Genomic DNA, 19,223 nt, shown 5'->3' on the forward strand with positions numbered 1-19,223 from the left:
CGAAAAAAACAGCGGAAAACCGCGGTGAAATATAATAATGATGAGGTTTACTAAATGATTATTACGATTACGTTTATCATTTATCTAATACTGATGTTGGCCATTGGTATTGTGGCATACCGTCGAACTCAGGATCTATCTGATTATGTACTAGGTGGACGTAACCTAGGTCCGTTACCCAGTGCTTTGAGCGCTGGGGCATCTGATATGAGTGGCTGGTTGTTAATGGGATTGCCGGGTTATGCGATGGCCGCAGGGTATGGCTCTTTTTGGTTAGCGGGGGGGTTGCTAGCCGGTACTTGGTTAAATTGGCTGTTAGTGGCACAGCGTCTGCGGGTTTATTCTCAACAGGCCGGCGATGCGTTGACGATACCGGCTTATTTTGAAAAACGTTTCCATGACAGCAGCCATACGCTACGGGTGGTGTCGGCGTTTTTCGTATTAGTCTTCTTCCTCTTCTATACCAGTTCGGGTCTCGTTGCTGGTGGTAAGTTGTTTGAAACGGTGTTTGGTTTCGATTATACCATTGCGGTGATTGTTGGCGCGGTGGCGGTTATCTCTTACACCATGTTCGGTGGTTTCCTGGCAGTATCTTGGACCGATGTGGTGCAGGGGCTGTTGATGGTGGGTGCGCTCGTGATGGTACCTCTGGTGGCGATTAGCGAACTCGGCGGGGTGACAGAAACGCTGGCTGCGGTTAATGCGAAAAATCCTGAATTACTCAATATGTTTACCGATAAGGAGGGTAAAGCCATCACCTTAATCGGTACCTTATCGCTCGTTGGTTGGGGGCTGGGGTATTTCGGTCAGCCGCATATCTTGGCGCGTTTTAAAGGTATTAAGAGTAAAGACTCCGTGCCTGCTGCACGCCGTATCGCGGTTGTTTGGAGTGGTATTTCGATGTCGGGTGCCTGTCTTATTGGTCTGGCGGCCATCGGTTATTTACCCGAGGGGTTGGGCGATACCGAAACCGTCTTTATGGTGATGGTTGATACGCTGTTTCATCCTGCGGTAGCGGGTATCTTGTTGGCGGCTATTTTAGCGGCGGTGATGAGTACTGCGGATTCACAACTTCTGGTGTCCTCTTCCGCCTTGGCTGAAGATTTTTATAAGGCGCTGTTTAATAAAGAAGCGACTCAGGAACAGTTGGTGCAAGTGGGTCGAGTGGCAGTGGTTGTGATCGCTTTAATCGCCACATTCTTGGCGCTGGATAAAGATTCTAAAGTGTTGGGGCTTGTGTCATATGCTTGGGCAGGTTTTGGTGCTGCCTTTGGGCCTGCGTTGATTATGTCTCTTTACTGGAAGCGGATGAATAAAGCCGGTGCGCTCGCGGGTATTATTGTCGGTGGCATTACCGTGGTGGTTTGGAAGCAACTGTCAGGGGGATGGTTTGATGTTTACGAGATCATTCCGGGCGTTGTATTTGCTTTTATTGCTGTGATAGGTGTCTCTTTGATGACTGCGCCGCCTATTCGGGCAATTGAAGAACGTTTTGAAAAAGTGCTGGTTGAATTGAAAAGCTAACGCAAGCACATGCTGATAGTGCGTTAAGTCAGCCTAACGAACGGTAGATATCACGCTATACTTTTAATAAGTCACTAGTAAAGCCTCGCAATGCGAGGCTTTTTTTATGCCTTGATTAATGTATCGCAATAGTCTTATTGGTTTGCGTATTTGCTATTTATTTTAGATGTTGTTTATTTTTTGTTTTAAATAAAGTTTAAATGTCTATTTAAACTAATTAAATAGTGAAAATGACTTTCAATGAGTGGCTACAATGTATAAAACAAAAGCCGTTTATGTGAGTGTTTTAGACAAGACGGTATAACGATTGAAGGTGAGCTTATGACAAATACAACTGATCAGCTGCGGACAACAATTCGAGAGTATTATCTGGCTAATGAGAGTCAGGTTATTCGTGAGCTTATGAGTAATGCCCATATGACGGTTGCAGACCGTCATCAGATCTCTAAGAATGCTGCACAGCTGGTAACTCGTGTTCGTCAGGAGAGTTCACCTTCAATGATGGAAAAATTTCTCGGTGAATATGGCCTGACAACGAAAGAAGGTGTGGCCTTGATGTGTTTGGCCGAAGCCTTGTTGCGGGTGCCTGATGCGTTAACCATTGATGCGCTGATTGAAGACAAAGTTGCTTCAGGTAATTGGGGCGAGCATTTGGGTAAGTCTAAGTCTTCCTTAGTCAACTCATCGACTTGGGCCTTGTTACTGACCGGCAAGCTGATTGCGCCGAGTGAAGATAAAGGTGTGACGCAGACGGTACGCGGTATGGTTAAGCGTTTGGGTGAGCCATTAGTGCGGACAGCGGTGGGACAGGCGATGAAAGAGCTTGGCCGTCAGTTTGTCTTAGGTCGCACGATCGAAGAGGCAACTAAGCGAGCCCGTAAGTTAGAAAAGCAAGGCTATTCCTACTCATACGATATGCTCGGTGAAGCGGCGCGGACGGATGCCGATGCGTTGCGCTACCATGAGGCCTATAGTGTCGCGATTGGTAAACTCACGCCCGCCTGTATTCATACTGATATTCGTATGAATCCTGGTATTTCTGTCAAGCTATCAGCGTTGCATGCACGCTATGAGTTTGCACAGAAAGAGCGCGTGATGGTCGAGTTAGTCGAGCGAACCAAAACGCTGGCATTACAAGCCAAACAGGCCAATATGGGATTCAATATCGATGCTGAAGAGCAAGATCGTTTAGATCTGTCTCTGGATGTGATCGAAGCGGTATTAACCGATGAGGCGCTAGCGGACTGGGATGGTTTCGGTATTGTGGTTCAGGCGTTTGGTCCGCGGGCTGCGTTTGTCCTCGATTGGCTGTATGTCTTGGCGACCCGACTGGATCGTAAGATTATGGTGCGTTTAGTAAAAGGTGCCTACTGGGATGCGGAGATTAAACGCGCACAAGAGATGGGATTGGATGGTTTTCCCGTGTATACCCGTAAAGTGAACTCTGATGTGTCTTATCTTTGCTGCGCAGAAAAGCTGCTTGGCATGACGGATCGTATCTATCCACAGTTTGCCACTCATAACGCTCATTCAGTCTCCGGTATTCTGCATCTGGCACGTGATTTGGATAACACAAAGTTTGAATTCCAGCGTTTGCACGGCATGGGTGAATCGTTACACGATTCGGTGTTGAAGGAGCAGGGGACGCGTTGCCGGATTTATGCACCGGTGGGAGCGCATCGGGATCTGCTGGCTTATCTGGTACGTCGTCTCTTGGAAAACGGCGCTAACAGCTCGTTTGTTAATCAGATTGTCGATACACGGATTAAACCAGAAGAGATTGCGCGAGATCCGTTTGCGGTAATTGAAGCGATGGGCGATAACATCAGTAGTGCCGCCATTATTCGTCCAGCGGCACTGTTTGGCGAGCAGCGTAAAAATGCTCGCGGTTGGGATATTACCGATCCGGTTCAGATTGCTGAACTGAACGCCCAGCGGGCCGAGTTTGAGGCGACTCAATGGCAAGCTGGACCGATGATTGCTGGTACGGTTGAGAGTCATGCCGCGGTTGATATTCTTAACCCTGCGCTGCCAAACGATTGTGTCGGACAGGTAGTGACAAGCACTGCCAAGGATATTGAAACGGCCATCGTCGCGGCGCAACAAGGTTATCGTCAGTGGTCAGCGACGCCGGCGGCTGAGCGAGCGGCTTGTCTGCGTCGATTGGCAGATCTAATGGAGCAGAACGCGGCTGAGTTATTTGCGCTGGTCACCCGTGAAGCGGGTAAAACTATGTTGGACGCGGTTGGTGAATTACGTGAAGCCGTCGATTTTGCGCGCTACTACGCCAACGAAGGCGAGCGCAATGAGGCTGAGGGTGAGGCGCGTGGAGTGATCACCTGTATCTCGCCTTGGAATTTTCCGATGGCGATTTTCTCTGGTCAAGTACTCGCCTCATTGGCGGCAGGTAATGCCGTGTTAGCGAAGCCGGCTGATCAGACGCCGTTGATTGCTGCACGTACCGTTGAATTAATGCATCAGGCGGGTATTCCGGCGGATGTTATTCAATTATTGCCGGGCAGTGGGGTCGAGGTCGGCGCACCGTTGACATCTGACAGTCGCATTGCGGGAGTCTGTTTTACCGGCTCAACGGCGACGGCGCAGCGGATTAATCGTGTGATGGCAGAAAATATGGCCCCTGACGCACCGTTAGTGGCTGAGACTGGCGGCATGAATGCGATGATCGTTGATTCCACGGCGTTGCCTGAGCAAGTGGTACGCGATGTCTTGGCATCGTCTTTTCAGAGTGCCGGGCAGCGTTGTTCTGCCTTGCGGGTGCTGTATTTACAAAAAGATATTGCCGATAATCTGTTGGAAATGTTATTTGGCGCAATGGATGAATTGCGTTTGGGTAATCCATGGTTGTTGAGCACGGATGTTGGACCGGTCATCGATCAGGCCGCTAAGGCGAAGATTGAAGCGCATTGTGCAAAATATGCGGCGAAAGGTCAGGTGCTGAAATCGCTGCCTTTGCCGGATCAAGGCCTATTTGTCGCCCCCACCGTGATTAAAATTGGCAGTATTGCTGAGTTGGAAGAAGAAATTTTCGGTCCTGTTTTGCATGTGGTTACCTTTGAGGCGGAGGATATCAATAAGGTCGTCGATAACATTAATGCGACGGGGTATGGCCTGACGTTTGGTTTACATACGCGGGTTGATAATCGTGTTGCTCAGATTTGCAGCCGTATCCAAGCGGGCAATATTTATGTCAACCGGAATCAGATCGGTGCGATCGTCGGCTCGCAGCCATTCGGTGGTGAAGGCTTGTCTGGTACCGGGCCAAAAGCGGGTGGCCCAGAGTATGTGAAACGTTTTATGCGGCGTGAGTCTGTTGCCCCGGTGGCATCAGAACTGATGGCAGCGGTGGGGTCAAGCGCGCTACAACAGGCTATCGATAGTGTCGATAATCGTCAATGGGCGCTCGATAACAGTCGACTCGAAACGCTAAAATCGCTATTCGCTGATCATGCGATTGATTACGCAGCATTACAGCAGGATGCCGAGCCGATGCCTGGGCCTACCGGAGAGTTGAATGTACTTTCCACTCATGCGCGCGGCACTGTACTCTGTTTAGGGCCCGATTTGTTAACGGCGATGCAGCATGCTGTGCTGGCGTTATCACAGGGGAATGCGGTGGTGGTTGTCGCGCCGGGAGCGGAAGCGGAGTGTCAGGCGGCGATGACGGCCGGCTTACCGGTTATCGGGCTGAATGGGCTATTAGTGCCTGATGTGTTGGCGAGTGTGACAGGCTTTGCTGCGGTTGCCAGTGGTGCCGATGTTGCCACCCTGAAAGCCTATCGGCAGGCGTTAGCGACCCGAGAGGGCGCGATTATACCGATCATTACTGAGCGTCATGCGGTAGATCGTTTTACGCTTGAACGTCATTTATGCGTCGATACCACCGCTGCGGGTGGTAATGCGAGTTTGATCGCGGCATCTGAGTAATCGGTTTGTATAGCCGAGCGTAGCGATCAACATGAACCCCGCTGAGTTTAATGGCGATCACTAGTCTGTAGCAACAAGGGTTGATCACTTGACGTAGCCCTGTTTATAGACTTGCTTTCGATCGGCTGATACTGATTCATCAGCGAGCTTTTAACCCCTCATCTGAGGGGTTTTTTTATGCATTAAGGTCGCAAAAAGACTTAAAGGCGTGGCGAGATTAGGATAAAGTAGACAGAGATTTACTGTATTATGGCGATATTAATACAGAGCAAGGATGCTTGGTGATTTCAATCTGTGCGTCGATTGACCAAGTATGGCGATTGCGACTCTTCGATTAGCGCGGCTATCCGAGGGGAAAAGAGACAACCACAAGGAGTTGAGTTGTGAATGTGATAAGCGGTTCGACGAGTGACTTTCTGCACAATAATGTCAAAGTGTTACGCTCCCGTGTATCCAAAACGGCGTGGCAGGGTATTGTCATCGCGGTTGTTGCGCTGATTATTGCCACCCTCGCCGTATCTCAATTCGAGCACGGTAATATCTATCTTAGTAGCTTAATCGAGGTGCAAAAAACCAACTTTGCGCTTTGGATTTTAAATGTCGTGCCGTTTGTTTTTGCCTTCTGGGGACAGTATTCCAGTACGGTATTGGCCTATGAAGCCAGTGCGATGGTCATGGATCAGACTCAGGAGCTGCGGGACAAAGCCGATAGCTTCGAAAAACAGGCTCGTCACAGTATTACTCATGATCTGCTCACCGATATGCCGAATAAAGAGTTGTTTTATGACCGAGTACAGCAACAAATTGTGTCGCCGCGAGGTAGGAGTGCTTTTTCTATATTGTTGATTGAGGTGGCTAATTATAAGGAGATTAGTGATACGTTAGGGCGTAATAGTAGCGATAGCCTTATTAAGAAAATCGCTGTGCGCTTAGAAAGCGCGTTTCCGACACCATTGACCATTGCCCGCTTGGAAAGCAATATCTTCAGCATGTTAATTAATCAACCTTTGGCAGAGAAAGAGATACTGTCGCTGGCCGATAGTGTGCATCGGGTATTGCATGATGCTTTTCTTATCGAGAAGGTAAAATTATCTACTCAGGCTAATATCGGTATTGTTCATTATCCTAACCATGGTACGGATGTTGATACCCTCGTGCAGCGAGCGAGTATTGCATTGTATATGGCGCAGAACTCCAATAAAGGCAGTGCGGTGTATGATTCCTCATTTGATGCTCATAGTCCGAAACAGCTGACCTTGATGAGCGAGCTTCATCACGCGATCGAAAATCAGGAGTTGGAACTGTTTTATCAACCGAAAGTGAGAACTCAGGATGGGGTTTTAAGCGGCGCGGAAGCGTTAGTGCGCTGGAACCATCCTAAACATGGGGTGCTCGCTCCCGATCTATTTATCCCTTTAATGGAACGTTCAAGATTAATTCAAGGGTTAACCTGTTGGGTAATTCAGGAGGGCTTTACACAGTGCGCGCAATGGCATCAGCAAGGATTAGATATCGTATTATCGATCAATCTGTCGGCCAAGGATTTGAATAACCCAGAACTCCCCGATCTTATTTCAGGTATTAAGGGCGCAACCGGCGTTAATCCGCAGTGGATTACGCTAGAAATTACCGAGAGCTCGCTGATGACGGATCCTGAGGCGGCTTTGGCGGTTATTAATCGTATTCATGCGATGGGATTCCAATTTTCGATAGATGATTATGGTACTGGCTATTCATCATTATCTTATTTGAAACAGTTACCACTGAAAGAGCTGAAGATAGATCGCTCGTTTGTTACGGATATATTACAGAGTGAAAGTGATGCAGTGATCGTTAATGCGACGATTAATCTAGCCCATAATCTTGGTTTGGAAGTCACTGCTGAAGGTGTCGAAGATGCGGCGACCTTAGCTCTGCTAACGACGGAAGGGTGCGATCTTGTGCAAGGTTTTCATTTAGGCAGACCCATGCCTGAAAGTATGTTCACTCAATGGGCTTTTGGTAGATCTTAATCGCTAGGCCTGATGCTTATTGTCGGCATATTTTTTAGCCCACCACATTCAGTTCTCGCTGTTTAAATTTCACCCCGTTAGCCTCGGCTAACTGACGACATGAGTCGATATCGACGCCTTCAAGTCCATTGATGGCGCTGACGCTGACATCGTTGATATAGCGGGGGGCGAGTGCGACAAATGACAGCATGGCATCATATGAGCCCGGCAGTGCCGGTTGACAGTGTCGAATATAAACGGCTTCATTTTGCGCATTCAGTGAAATGGAGAGGGCATCAATACATTGACTCAGTTGTGGCAGAATATTGTGTTTATTCACGAGGTTTCCCAAGCCATCAGTATTGAGGCGCGTGGTTCCGCCGTTCTCTTTTACCCAGTGAGCGATCTCGAGTAAGGGATTGAGTCTGAGCGTGGGTTCACCATAACCACAGAAGACGATGCAGTCGTAATGACTGGGATCGCCGATCAATTGGATAATCTGCTCTGCAGAGGGGCGTACTTCCAAGCTGAGGTCATAGCCTTTCACGTCAGTACAGCCGTTATGCTTTGGACAGAACTGACAAGCGAGCGTGCAGCGGTCGGTTAAATTAATATAAAGGTTGTTATCAATTTGATAAATCAGGGTATCGTCATGCGCCGTTGTCGTCGCTAATGGGGCGTGCTTGCCAGGGTTTGGTTTCGTTTTTTCTTGGCGTGCGTTTGCGGCTACGACACTAGGTTTTAGGGCGTGCATGAGTCAATCCATGATGAGATTAGGCGCTCAGCATAACAGTGAATAAGTTGTGCAGGGATGATGCGGATCAATTTTAATAAAATAATTATCAAATTCACTCACGATTCACTTTTATAATGCATCGTTTAGATATATGATTTTCCATATATGTTAAGAACGTCATGTTGCTTATGACGATTATGTATTGTTTCAGGTCGACTCAGGCAGATGGATATTTGCTCAGAGCCTACAATGAGTTCTGCTAAGTAAAGGAAAGCGCTATGTTTCAAATATTTACACAATTAGCTGATTGGCTGATTTATGATCTAGCGGGGTTATCATCGAGCACTAAAGTGGGTCAAGCGTTGCACTTCTTTGTCGAAGATACCACCAAGATATTTGTTCTACTGGTGGTGATGATCTATTTTATTGCTTTAATTCGCGCATCTCTGAATGTCGAACGTGTTAGAGATTTTTTGGCGGGTAAGCATCGTGGTGCTGGCTATTTAATGGGGGCTGGATTTGGCGCAGTAACGCCATTTTGTTCCTGTTCCAGTATCCCTATTTTTCTCGGTTTTACCTCCGCCGGTATTCCGGTCGGTATCACCATGGCTTTTCTACTGACATCGCCGTTAATTAATGAAGTTGCCGTGCTGTTGCTGCTGAGTTTGTTAGGCTGGAAATTTACCGTGGTGTATATTTTAGTCGGCATGGCGGTGGGCATTGTTGGTGGCTTTTTTCTCGATGCGATTAAGGCTGAGCGTTGGCTACAATCGTTCGCAGCAAAGGCACTGGAACAAGGCCGTAATAATGCCCCCGCGGGTTCGGTGGCTGTCGAATCGATGTCGATGTCGGCTCGGCATCAGTTTGCCAAAGAGGAAACCCTCGAGATCTTTGGTCGGGTGTGGAAGTGGGTCATTATCGGTGTTGGCTTGGGGGCGGCGTTACATGGTTTTGTCCCTGATGGTTGGATTGAAGCAAATCTTGGTGATGGTCAGTGGTGGACAGTACCGTCTGCGGTGCTGGTGGGCATTCCACTTTATTCGAATGCCACCGGTGTGATTCCGGTGATGGAAAGCTTGATTAATAACGGTTTGCCTATCGGTACCACATTAGCTTTCTGTATGAGTACTGTGGCGGCGAGTTTCCCTGAATTTATATTGCTCAAGCAGGTGATGCAGTGGCGCTTATTGGCGATTCTGTTTGCCATGCTGTTATGTGCATTTACGTTGATAGGCTGGGTGTTTAATTTCTTGTTCCCAGTGATGTGATAGAAGGAGAGAGTGATGAAAACGATTAAAGTATTAGGTAGCGGTTGTGCTAAATGTACTAAAACGGCTGAGTTAATTACCGCGCAGGCGGCCGAACTCGGGGTAGAGGTTAGTGTGACAAAAGAGACGGATCCGCAAGTGATTATGGGTTACGGAGTCATGCGTACCCCCGCGGTGGTGATCGATGAGCAATTGGTTCATAGCGGCAGTATACCAACGGATAACGATGTCAGTGGCTGGTTGCAAGGCTGATGAACGATAATGCGGTTGTTAAGGGAACGTTATCAACCGCAATTAAGAGGTTTGGGAGGTGCGTGTGGCGATCAAAGTAGGTATTAACGGTTTTGGCCGGATGGGGCGTTTGGCGTTACGGGCTGCTTGGGATTGGCCCGAGTTGGAATTTGTACAGATTAATGATCCGGCTGGTGATGCAGCGACGTTGGCGCACCTGTTGACGTTTGATTCTGTTCATGGGACATGGGCGCACGAGGCCACTGCAGGCACGGGCGCTCAAGCGAATCAGATGCTAATCGATGGTCAGTCGATACCGTGCACACAAAATCGGGCGATTGCCGACACGGATTGGTCCGGTTGCGATGTGGTGATTGAAGCTTCTGGGGTGATGAAAAGCAGTGCTAAGTTGCAGCCCTATTTAGATCAAGGGGTTAAGCGCATTGTGGTCACCGCGCCGGTGAAAGAGGAAGGCGTGTTAAATATCGTGATGGGGGTTAACGATCACCTTTATGATCCGCAGGCACACCCGATTATTACCGCTGCATCCTGTACCACGAACTGTCTGGCACCGGCGGTTAAAGTGATTCATGAACAGTTGGGTATTAAGCACGGCTCAATGACCACCATCCATGATATTACCAATACTCAGACGATTCTCGATGCACCGCATAAAGATCTGCGTCGCGCGCGGGCCTGTGGCAGTAGTTTGATTCCTACCACCACCGGATCGGCCACCGCCATCACCCATATCTTTCCTGAGTTAAAAGGTAAGTTAAACGGCCATGCGGTGCGGGTACCATTGGCCAATGCCTCGATTACGGATTGTGTTTTCGAGTTGCAACGGGGCACCAGCGTTGATGAGGTTAACCGTCTATTGAAGCAGGCTGCAGAAGGCCCGTTAAAAGGGATTCTTGGCTATGAAGAGCGTCCTTTAGTGTCAGTTGATTATAAAACCGATCCTCGTTCGAGTATTGTCGATGCGCTGTCGACCATGGTGGTTAATGACACTCAGTTAAAGCTCTACTTATGGTATGACAATGAGTGGGGCTATGCTAATCGTACTGTTGAACTGGTACGTATGGTCGGACAGGAGTAGTTATATCGTGTTGGCTATTCTGCAGCGATTGTCACCGGAGGTGCGGCAATATCTTATCGTTACGGGTAACTATTGGTCATTTACGTTGACCGATGGTGCGTTACGGATGTTGGTGGTACTGCACTTTTATCAGCTCGGTTACAGCCCGCTGGATATTGCGCTGTTGTTTCTGTTTTATGAGTTCTTCGGCGTTGTTACGAATTTGTTTGGTGGTTGGATTGGCGCCCGTATCGGTCTCAATCGGACGATGAATATTGGCCTTGGTATGCAGGTGGTGGCACTGGCAATGCTGCTATTACCTGCTGCTATGCTAACGGTGCCCTGGGTGATGTTAGCTCAAGCGTTGTCGGGTATCGCCAAAGATCTCAATAAAATGAGCGCCAAAAGTTCGGTTAAACAGTTAGTGCCAGCGAATGCGGAAGGCGCTCTGTATCAGTGGATAGCCGTATTGACCGGCTCGAAAAACGCGTTAAAAGGTGTTGGCTTTTTTCTCGGAGGCCTGCTGTTAACGTGGCTAGGCTTTCAGGGCGCGGTGCTGATGATGGCGCTGTTGTTGAGTCTTGTCTGGCTGCTGAGCTTAGTGTTGCTTAAGCAAGACTTAGGAAAAGCGAATAGCAAGCCTAAGTTTAGCCATATTTTCTCTAAAAATGCGGCGATTAATTACCTCTCGGCTGCACGGATGTTTTTATTCGGTGCTCGAGATGTCTGGTTTGTGGTGGCTTTACCTGTGTATCTGGCCAGTCATCTAGGCTGGGATCACTGGACGGTGGGCGGCTTTTTGGCGCTTTGGGTGATCGGTTATGGCATTATTCAATCATTAGCGCCGTACTTGACGGGTAAGCGGGCAGGTGTGCTGCCGGGTGGACGTCAAGCATTTTTATGGGCCTTGGGGTTATCATTCGTGCCCCTAGTGATTGCAACTTCATTGAGCGTTAATCTGTTTCCTCAAGTGACGTTGTTGGTCGGTTTACTGTTGTTTGGGGCGGCGTTTGCCGTTAACTCTTCGTTACATAGTTATCTGATTGTCAGTTATGCGCGTGAAGATGGCGCATCGATGGATGTCGGCTTTTACTATATGGCGAATGCGCTGGGGCGTCTCATCGGCACCGTGTTATCCGGCTATCTGTTTCAGTTGGCCGGTTTAAGTGCCTGTTTGTGGTTCTCAGCCGCCTTTATCATGATTGCCGCCCTGATCTCTCTGCTTTTACCTCGCCCGTCTGTCGCGTAGACAGGCGTCAGTGCTGCTCTCTATTATTAGCTTATTCAGGGCTGATAATCTCTTTAGACATTGATACCGCTTGCCAGAACGACTTTCCATCATGCCGAAGCGCGGTGTCGTAGGTTAATACTCAACACTCACGTGCATTTGAAGGCTTACCCCTTTTGAAGTACCTCTTCATGACAATTGAGGAGACGGGCTCGCTCTCATAATATTCTTAGCAAGAATAATAGATGCATATCATGATGCGAACCGGACCTTATCAGGAGGGCTCAGATGCAGACCGAACAAGTCAATGGGGTAGCGAGTAAGCCGGTATATACACCGGTGGAATTGAATCCTAAATCACGCTTTCATCTCTTTATCGCCGAACAGGATGTCCCGGTAGAGCTTCAATCACTGTATGACCGTTGTCAGGAAGATAAAGCGGTAGCGGCATATGCTTCTGCCAGTGACGCTCAACTACTTGAATCATTAGTGACATTTCCGTTGACAGGTACACTTTACCTAGCGGGAACTGAGCCGTTTCTTTGGCGAGTGGCGAGTCATGCCCGTGAGGCAGGGTTGTGTTCAGATCAGGTACGTTTGTTAGCGCCGATAAGTCGCGAACGGCATCTGTTTTGTTGCCACTGCCATACGATAACCGAAGGGGTTACCTACTCGCCTTATGCCTGCAGTGGTTGCGGTGCAATGCTGGAAGTGACTGATCATTTCTCTCGTTTACACGGCGCTTATTTTAGTTTCCAAGCCAACGCGGAAGATAGTACTGATATGCCTGAGAAAAGGGAGGTGAACTGATGAGCAGTATCGATCAGATGTCTGTTAAGGTGACCGCGATTGAGCAAGTCGCGCCGATGATTAAAGCATTTACCTTGCAGCCCTTAGAAGGACAGTTGACGCCTTTCTCAGCCGGTGCGCATGTCGTGGTTGAGATGGGTGAAGGTGAACAACGTTACCGTAATGCTTACTCGTTGATGAGCAATCCAAACGATAACCGTCAATATCAGATTGCGGTACGTTTGCAAGAAGCGTCACGCGGTGGCTCTATCTATATGCATGAACAGGTTGCGGTAGGTGATGAATTGAAGATCTCGCCTCCCGCCAATTTGTTTGCGCCTGCATGGAAGGCAAATAAACATGTTTTATTTGCCGGAGGGGTTGGTATTACACCTTTCCTATCCTATGTGCCGGTGATGCAGCAGCGTGAGGCTGAATTTGAACTTCACTATATGTACCGTAGTCAGCAGACCGGTGCTTACAGTGCAGAACTGACTGAACAACTGGGTGATGCTTGTCGCTGTTATGACGCCGATCAGGGGAGTCGTTGTGATATCGCTGCAGTGATGGCTGATCAGCCGTTGGGAACGCATTTCTATATTTGTGGCCCAGAATCACTGATCGAGGCGGTGCGAGCAACCGCTGATGAACTGGGGATACCTGCCGGTGCGATTCACTGGGAAGAGTTTGCTGGCGCTAAACCGGGTCAGCCTTTTAAGGTTGAACTGAGCCGTAGCGGTGTTGAGTTGGCGGTCGCGGCAGATACGAGTTTATTGGAAGCGTTAGAAGCCGCAGATATCGATATCCAGCACCTTTGTCGAGCGGGTGTGTGTGGTCAATGTGTCTGTGACGTCACCGAGGGCGAGATTGAGCATCGGGATAGTTATCTTAGTGACGCCGAAAAACAGTCGGGTAAGCAGATGATGCCGTGCGTTTCAAGGGCAGCAGGCGAACGACTGGTTTTAGATATTTAGGAGTACAGAAGAATGCGTGTAGCACCGAAAGAGATTCAGAGTTTTCGTGACGATTTTACCTATACTAATAGCGCTGCAGCGATTGAGCGTTTTCCGTTTCCATTCCCAGAGGATGAGTATCGCTACTCGGTGAATATTGAAGCCCATCAGCCTAAAGGTGGGGAAGGTTCAGCGTTTGAACATTATATCGATGTCGATGAGCATTATCTGTCAGAGATGGCCGAACGAGAGCTGGTGTTGGATGATATGCCCAGTCGTTGTTTGGCGATGCCGCATATGGAGTTGGCCTGTTGGGATATGCTTGAACGCTTCATGGTGTCGTTAGCGGAAGATTATCCTGAGCATTTTGCACTGACTCGTGACGGCGATAACTGGCACTGGGAAAACAAGCTACTGCATATTGATGATCACTTTACCTTTGGTGATAGTACGACGCTACCGCGACCACCACTGGATTATATTGGCCGTCAGGTGCAGGGTGATTTTGCCTTGATGGATCAGCGTGAAGGCAACCTATTTATGGATGCCGGCATGGTGACGTGTCCAGCGGACTGGTCGCTGGCATTTGATGCGGGTATGAGTTTTGACGAATGGCATGGGCCGGTGCCAATGGTGCACAGTGAGGGCATTATTGAGCGGGCACGAAAATATCTGATGGCACTGCCCGTGGGTCAGCCGGTGCGCCGACTTAACTGGACACTAACCGTTAATGCGCGCATGGATACCTCATCTGAGAAGTATAATGAATGGGGGCATGAGCGTGCGTCTATCACGCCGGAGAATGTCGGCGAAAAGATCTATCTACGCGTCGAAGTACAGGTGTTGGATAGAATGCCACGCAGTAATGCGGTCACCATTAGTATTCGTACTTACCTGCTCAGCTTGGAAGATTTAGTCACCAATAAAGCCTGGGCTGTGCGTATGCATCGGACCATGAAAACACTCCCTCAAGCGTTGATTGACTACAAAGGCTTGACCCGTTTCCACGGCATGGTGGTAGATTACTTATCACAGTTTGATCCGGCAAATTGATAGTCAACGATCGTTGAAGCGATAGATGGCTTTAGGTATGTCGATGCCTGATGACGAAACCGTGCAAGAGTACGGTTATCGTCGAAAGTTAATAAAGAGGGAAAATCTATGGGCTGGATCTATATATTTATTGCTGGTGTGTTGGAGTGCCTGTGGGCGGTTGGCTTAAAGCACAGTGACGGATTTACTCGATTATGGCCTTCGGTGATCAGTATTGTTCTGATTGTCGTCAGTTTAGGCTTGCTCTCCTTAGCCATGCGGACCATTCCCGTCGGCACCGCGTATGCGGTTTGGACCGGTATTGGCGCATCGATACTCGCGACCTACGGTATTCTATTTATGGATGAGTCAGGTAGTTTTCTTCGAGTGATCTGTATCGGCATGATTGTCGCGGGTGTGGGTGGTTTAAAACTGTTTGCCTGAGTATTGCAGATGATACGTGTATTGATATTGCAGCATGCCGAGGGAGAGTGGATCGGTTCCATGCATGATTGGTTTACCGATCCATGCCGGCGTCATGACTTTGTACTGAATACCGTTCGTCTTAATCGAGGGGCGACGCTACCGGATGTTGATTCTTTTGATTGGCTACTCCCTATGGGTGGGCCAATGAGTGTCAACAATGAAACGGATTACCCTTGGTTGGTGGCAGAGAAAACGTTTATTCGACAAGCCATTGAGAATGATAAAACCATTCTCGGTATCTGCTTGGGAGGGCAGTTGATTGCGGCGGCTGCCGGGGCCGAGGTCTATCGTAATACAACCACAGAGATCGGCTGGTGGCCTGTGATCAAGACGGATCACGCGGTGACCTGGTTACCCGAGATCATGAGTCCATTGAGTTGGCATGGTGATTGTTTCAGGCTGCCCGCTGGGGCAATCCCCTTTGCTTATAGTGCCGTGACCCCTTGTCAGGGGTTTCGTTTGGGTCAGCGTATTTGGGCGTTGCAGTTTCATTTAGAAGCAGCCCCAGGCACCATTGACGCCTTCTTGGCATTCGAACCCGATGGCTTACCGCACGGCAAGGCAGTACAAACGTCAGATCAGTTACGCAATGATACTGAATTTTTGCCTCAGAGCCGTCAGGCCATGCATCAGCTGTTAGAGGCTTTGTATGAGCCAGCGCATGTTGATTAATATCCCGATGCTGTCTCGATGCATGAGCTAGGCCTTGAGGCATGTTCACATAAGCGTTAAATCGAGTAATGATCCATGACGATAACCTTAGCAACCGAAGCCGATATTCCAGCGTTGTGTTCGTTGTTAGAGGCGCTGTTCGCGCAGGAAGTTGAATTTAAGCCCGATATCGACGCGCAGCAACGAGGCTTGAAAATGCTCATCGCATCACCACAGGTCGGTGCTATCCTCGTAAATCGTCGGCAGGGAAAAGTTGTGGCGATGGTTAGTTTACTCTATAGCGTGTCGACAGCCTTAGGTGGGCGTGTCTGTACGCTTGAAGATATGGTGGTCGCCCCCGAATATCGCAGGCTTGATGATGGCTCACATATCGGCACCGCTCTGTTAACCCACGCGATTCATTATGCACGCGAACAGGGAGTCTTACGTGTCACTCTGTTAACCGATGATGACAATCATGCTGCACAACGATTCTATCAGCGTCAGGGTTTTGCTTTTTCGACTATGCAAGTGATGCGAAAAGGGCTTGTTTAGGCGACAAGGCTGCTTTTATCTCTTGCTTACTTTCCATTTTTTACTCCCCTCTCTGGATTGTATTAGTTTTTTGTCATGACGTGGCTTCTGTCATTGTCGTTTGCTTGAATTACTTGTGTTAGCGCTGCTAACGATATGCTTGATAGTGCATCCAAGACGGTTTTCGTGGAGCGTATGGCTTTATGCAGGTTACTTACCAGCATAAAGCCAGCTTTTCTCAGGTTATTTAATGGATATCGACAACCACATAGACCTGCTTGCCACTTCGTTCGGTGGGGAGAAAGTAGTTACCTGCGTGACGGAAATACTGCACGCCGTTAATTAAAATGGCATTGCTACCATTGGGAAGAGTTGTGAGAACAGACCCCGCTGCGTAGTGAGATACCTGCTCTGTCTCGGGCTCAACAACCGTTGGTTCAACGACATAGATCTTTCTTTCAGGCACCCAGCGGTAGTACGTACCATGATAACGGTAGTACTCACGACCTTGATGCCGGATAGGAACAGCGCCTGGTGGCAGACGTTCATAATATGCGCCTTCAGGCGGCTCTACAACGACATAGCCCTTATCGGCTTTGCGATAAAATAAAGAATCCATGACCCAGTAAGTCGCCCCAGCAATCACCATCAATACGGCAGCACCTGGTAGGTGGTCAACATGATGGCCGTGGGACTGAGGTGCGGATCTAGGGCCTGCGTACAGCGGTGATACAGTGCCAAGCGTAAGGCTGCTAATAAGTAGATAAATAGTTAATTTTTTCATTTGATGGCCTCGTGTGCATCAGGCATATGGTTAGATAAAGCAGAGACTTCAATGGGCAGCGTATCGCTGAGTAAATCATGTGAGCGCCAGCTAGGGTTAATCACGAAGGGTATTAATGGGGTGCAGACAACGGTGCTGGAATACATAGGAAAGCGCATGGCTGTTCTCCGGTATGGATATGAATCCATTTTGACAACAACGAATGTTAAGTTGAGTTAAGCGGGTGTAAAGCTGCGTAAATAAATCGATTGAACCGGTATAAGGAAGCGTTGCTGACACAGACTATTGAACAGCCTCTATGGATTGGTACTTTGAGCCATAAAAATCTAGGCTTCCTTAGCATCCTCTCGTCCTTGAAATTGCCAGTATTTTAGCCTTCGAGCTTAAAAAGCAAGAAATGACAGCTTAAAGGGCTTTGACTCTTTTAATGAAAACCACGCATCACGTCAGAAATCTGATGAGGCTGGGCGTTCGGTTCAGGCAGCCGTTGCGTGTGGCATTACCTGCAAAGGCCCATGAAGCAGCTCAAAAACACTAGGAATAAATCAGGCATTATCCAATGCTTATTTAAAATCCTAGGGGCTTTATGAATTGCGCGATGGATGGATCAAGCTTCATCATTCTCAGTGAAACGCCCTGTGCGAACCCGCATGCAGGGTGTTGTAGGGGCTGAGGGCTAGAGACCCTCGGCTACCCGATTATGCATTCCTCGCACTAAAGTAATAAAGATTTTACAGAATTAACAACCGAAATAATTTCGGTTATTTGGGGTGTAATCGATGTTATCTTTCCCCAGAGATCAAACATTTTCTCCTTATTTGGTTCAGGTTGAGTTGCCTCCTCTACTAAGTTGTTTGCCGCACTGATGGCTTCTCTATTTCCGGACTCCTCAACGTATCCCAGCAATAACGCCATCGATTTCATAAGCTCTGTATCGCCATGTACGTTTTTTATTTGCGAAGATCCGCTAATAGTCCCACCATCTATTGCCAACATCGCATTATCGCCATTAATTGTAATTTTGTGGGCCGCCTTTTTCTCTGCTTTCTTGAGTATTTCTTCACTCATGCTTTTACTCTCCTTGCGGTGTTTAATGGTCGTTACAATATCATTTTCAACTTTTTCGGTTTGAAGGTTTATCAGGTTTCTCACCAGAATTGCCAGCCAGATTATCATGCCGAAAGATAGTGCTTGTTGAAATGCTGCGGCAATGCTACCTGCACCTCCAATAGCTGAAAAAAGAACAAATACGCCAACTATAAACTGAATGAAAACAAGGCCTGCTATAATAAGAAAAAAAGTTGAAAACTTAGATAAAGTCTTTTTTAACTTGCCCAAATAATATTCAGAAAATTGCTCAAGACTTAAGTCCGCGTTCAGTCGCTCCCCTTCACCTGTGTCCAGCAGCTTCCCTGAAGCGTCCGGCAAGGTGAGAAGCATTAAGGCAACTAGAGAAGACGAAACAATGCCCAATGGAGAAGTTCACTTAGTGATTTCCGATAGCTCTATTTCATTGCTGAGCATTACGTTCAACAGAATGGCGTTTGCCACCATTAATCCATAGCCGACATAACCAAATATTACGCCGCGATTTCTTTGGTATCGGAATATTAAAATCACGAGGTATATTAAAATAAAAAAGTTGACGAGAGAATATTTATAAATATATCCATATTGTCTCCTATATATTATTCATCTTGTATGGTGTTATGTTTTTTTATTTCCGTCTACCCATTCCAGGTGATCCACCCTGAATAGGTCGAGGATTGACGTTGTCTAATTTTGATTGAATATTTCTCTCTACAATCAATATTCTTCTTTCTGAACCATGGGACAGGCATAAACTTTAGGATTTAATCTATACTGAATTTTTAACCTCAACACGGATGTAGAGGAAAACATCATGACTCGAGCAATGAACCATGGGACAGGCATAAACTTTAGGATTTAATCTATACTGAATTTTTAACCTCAACACGGATGTAGAGGAAAA

The 19,223-nt window shown here is 47.9% G+C and carries 17 protein-coding genes; 13 read left to right on the forward strand and 4 right to left on the reverse strand.

Annotation, left to right across the window (positions count from 1 at the left end; all coding sequences use genetic code 11):
- The first annotated feature begins 54 nt into the window (after window positions 1-54).
- From putP to Q4488_RS14000, 3 genes are all read left to right on the forward strand, one after another.
- Window positions 55-1,524, forward strand: a complete 1,470-nt coding sequence (gene putP / locus Q4488_RS13990; RefSeq protein ID WP_303581100.1) for a sodium/proline symporter PutP — start codon at window positions 55-57, stop codon at window positions 1,522-1,524.
- 321 nt (window positions 1,525-1,845) lie between these two features.
- A complete protein-coding gene (gene putA, locus Q4488_RS13995; RefSeq protein WP_303581101.1) occupies window positions 1,846-5,469 on the forward strand; it encodes a bifunctional proline dehydrogenase/L-glutamate gamma-semialdehyde dehydrogenase PutA in 3,624 nt (1,207 codons plus the stop codon).
- A gap of 383 nt (window positions 5,470-5,852) precedes the next feature.
- Complete coding sequence (locus Q4488_RS14000) at window positions 5,853-7,481, forward strand: bifunctional diguanylate cyclase/phosphodiesterase (RefSeq protein ID WP_303581102.1); 1,629 nt, start codon at window positions 5,853-5,855, stop codon at window positions 7,479-7,481.
- Window positions 7,482-7,515: 34 nt separating this feature from the next.
- On the opposite strand, the gene Q4488_RS14005 is transcribed toward Q4488_RS14000, so the two are convergent.
- Window positions 7,516-8,214: a TatD family nuclease-associated radical SAM protein gene (locus tag Q4488_RS14005; protein ID WP_303581103.1), complete on the reverse strand. Its 699-nt coding sequence runs from the start codon at window positions 8,212-8,214 to the stop codon at window positions 7,516-7,518.
- A 260-nt stretch (window positions 8,215-8,474) separates the two neighbouring features.
- Here Q4488_RS14005 and Q4488_RS14010 point away from each other — a divergent pair, with 260 nt between their 5' ends.
- The 10 genes from Q4488_RS14010 (at window position 8,475) to Q4488_RS14055 (ending at window position 16,467) form a co-directional block, all read left to right on the forward strand.
- Window positions 8,475-9,464, forward strand: a complete 990-nt coding sequence (locus Q4488_RS14010; protein WP_303581104.1) for a permease — start codon at window positions 8,475-8,477, stop codon at window positions 9,462-9,464.
- Between the two features lie 15 nt (window positions 9,465-9,479).
- A complete protein-coding gene (locus Q4488_RS14015) occupies window positions 9,480-9,716 on the forward strand; it encodes a thioredoxin family protein (protein WP_303581105.1) in 237 nt (78 codons plus the stop codon).
- 64 nt (window positions 9,717-9,780) lie between these two features.
- Window positions 9,781-10,794, forward strand: coding sequence for an ArsJ-associated glyceraldehyde-3-phosphate dehydrogenase (locus Q4488_RS14020; protein WP_303581106.1), 1,014 nt, complete (start codon window positions 9,781-9,783; stop codon window positions 10,792-10,794).
- A gap of 10 nt (window positions 10,795-10,804) precedes the next feature.
- Window positions 10,805-12,022 (forward strand): organoarsenical effux MFS transporter ArsJ, encoded by a 1,218-nt coding sequence (arsJ, locus tag Q4488_RS14025; protein ID WP_303581117.1) that lies wholly within the window; start codon window positions 10,805-10,807, stop codon window positions 12,020-12,022.
- Window positions 12,023-12,289: 267 nt separating this feature from the next.
- Window positions 12,290-12,811 carry a dimethylamine monooxygenase subunit DmmA family protein gene (locus Q4488_RS14030; protein ID WP_303581107.1) on the forward strand — a complete coding sequence of 174 codons (522 nt, stop codon included), beginning with the start codon at window positions 12,290-12,292 and terminating at the stop codon, window positions 12,809-12,811.
- Window positions 12,811-13,764 (forward strand): PDR/VanB family oxidoreductase, encoded by a 954-nt coding sequence (locus Q4488_RS14035; RefSeq protein ID WP_303581108.1) that lies wholly within the window; start codon window positions 12,811-12,813, stop codon window positions 13,762-13,764. The genes Q4488_RS14030 and Q4488_RS14035 overlap by 1 nt, the downstream gene beginning before the upstream one ends.
- A gap of 12 nt (window positions 13,765-13,776) precedes the next feature.
- The gene (locus Q4488_RS14040) at window positions 13,777-14,796 is read left to right on the forward strand and encodes a DUF3445 domain-containing protein (protein ID WP_303581109.1); all 1,020 of its coding nucleotides are present in this window, start codon (window positions 13,777-13,779) and stop codon (window positions 14,794-14,796) included.
- A gap of 108 nt (window positions 14,797-14,904) precedes the next feature.
- Window positions 14,905-15,219 carry a multidrug efflux SMR transporter gene (locus tag Q4488_RS14045; protein WP_303581110.1) on the forward strand — a complete coding sequence of 105 codons (315 nt, stop codon included), beginning with the start codon at window positions 14,905-14,907 and terminating at the stop codon, window positions 15,217-15,219.
- A 9-nt stretch (window positions 15,220-15,228) separates the two neighbouring features.
- Window positions 15,229-15,933, forward strand: a complete 705-nt coding sequence (locus Q4488_RS14050; RefSeq protein ID WP_303581111.1) for a type 1 glutamine amidotransferase — start codon at window positions 15,229-15,231, stop codon at window positions 15,931-15,933.
- Between the two features lie 75 nt (window positions 15,934-16,008).
- Window positions 16,009-16,467 (forward strand): GNAT family N-acetyltransferase, encoded by a 459-nt coding sequence (locus tag Q4488_RS14055; RefSeq protein ID WP_303581112.1) that lies wholly within the window; start codon window positions 16,009-16,011, stop codon window positions 16,465-16,467.
- Window positions 16,468-16,693: 226 nt separating this feature from the next.
- On the opposite strand, the gene Q4488_RS14060 is transcribed toward Q4488_RS14055, so the two are convergent.
- The 3 genes from Q4488_RS14060 to Q4488_RS14070 form a co-directional block, all read right to left on the reverse strand.
- Window positions 16,694-17,230 (reverse strand): DUF6515 family protein, encoded by a 537-nt coding sequence (locus tag Q4488_RS14060; RefSeq protein WP_303581113.1) that lies wholly within the window; start codon window positions 17,228-17,230, stop codon window positions 16,694-16,696.
- On the reverse strand, window positions 17,227-17,388 hold the full coding sequence (locus tag Q4488_RS14065; protein ID WP_303581114.1) for a hypothetical protein: 162 nt from the start codon (window positions 17,386-17,388) through the stop codon (window positions 17,227-17,229). Before Q4488_RS14065 ends, Q4488_RS14060 begins: the two co-directional genes overlap by 4 nt.
- Window positions 17,389-17,944: 556 nt before the next feature.
- Window positions 17,945-18,703, reverse strand: a complete 759-nt coding sequence (locus tag Q4488_RS14070; RefSeq protein WP_303581115.1) for a hypothetical protein — start codon at window positions 18,701-18,703, stop codon at window positions 17,945-17,947.
- Between the last annotated feature and the right edge of the window lie 520 nt (window positions 18,704-19,223).

The organism is Amphritea sp. 1_MG-2023 (genome assembly GCF_030547545.1).
In the GTDB taxonomy this organism is placed as follows: Bacteria; Pseudomonadota; Gammaproteobacteria; order Pseudomonadales; family Balneatricaceae; genus Amphritea.

Coding starts and splice junctions, on each gene's coding strand:
- putP (WP_303581100.1), top strand. CDS start 55: ATGATTATTACGATTACGTTTATCATTTATCTAATACTGATGTTGGCC.
- putA (WP_303581101.1), top strand. CDS start 1,846: ATGACAAATACAACTGATCAGCTGCGGACAACAATTCGAGAGTATTAT.
- Q4488_RS14005 (WP_303581103.1), bottom strand. CDS start 8,214: ATGCACGCCCTAAAACCTAGTGTCGTAGCCGCAAACGCACGCCAAGAA.
- Q4488_RS14010 (WP_303581104.1), top strand. CDS start 8,475: ATGTTTCAAATATTTACACAATTAGCTGATTGGCTGATTTATGATCTA.
- Q4488_RS14015 (WP_303581105.1), top strand. CDS start 9,480: ATGAAAACGATTAAAGTATTAGGTAGCGGTTGTGCTAAATGTACTAAA.
- Q4488_RS14030 (WP_303581107.1), top strand. CDS start 12,290: ATGCAGACCGAACAAGTCAATGGGGTAGCGAGTAAGCCGGTATATACA.
- Q4488_RS14035 (WP_303581108.1), top strand. CDS start 12,811: ATGAGCAGTATCGATCAGATGTCTGTTAAGGTGACCGCGATTGAGCAA.
- Q4488_RS14040 (WP_303581109.1), top strand. CDS start 13,777: ATGCGTGTAGCACCGAAAGAGATTCAGAGTTTTCGTGACGATTTTACC.
- Q4488_RS14045 (WP_303581110.1), top strand. CDS start 14,905: ATGGGCTGGATCTATATATTTATTGCTGGTGTGTTGGAGTGCCTGTGG.
- Q4488_RS14050 (WP_303581111.1), top strand. CDS start 15,229: ATGATACGTGTATTGATATTGCAGCATGCCGAGGGAGAGTGGATCGGT.
- Q4488_RS14055 (WP_303581112.1), top strand. CDS start 16,009: ATGACGATAACCTTAGCAACCGAAGCCGATATTCCAGCGTTGTGTTCG.
- Q4488_RS14060 (WP_303581113.1), bottom strand. CDS start 17,230: ATGAAAAAATTAACTATTTATCTACTTATTAGCAGCCTTACGCTTGGC.
- Q4488_RS14065 (WP_303581114.1), bottom strand. CDS start 17,388: ATGCGCTTTCCTATGTATTCCAGCACCGTTGTCTGCACCCCATTAATA.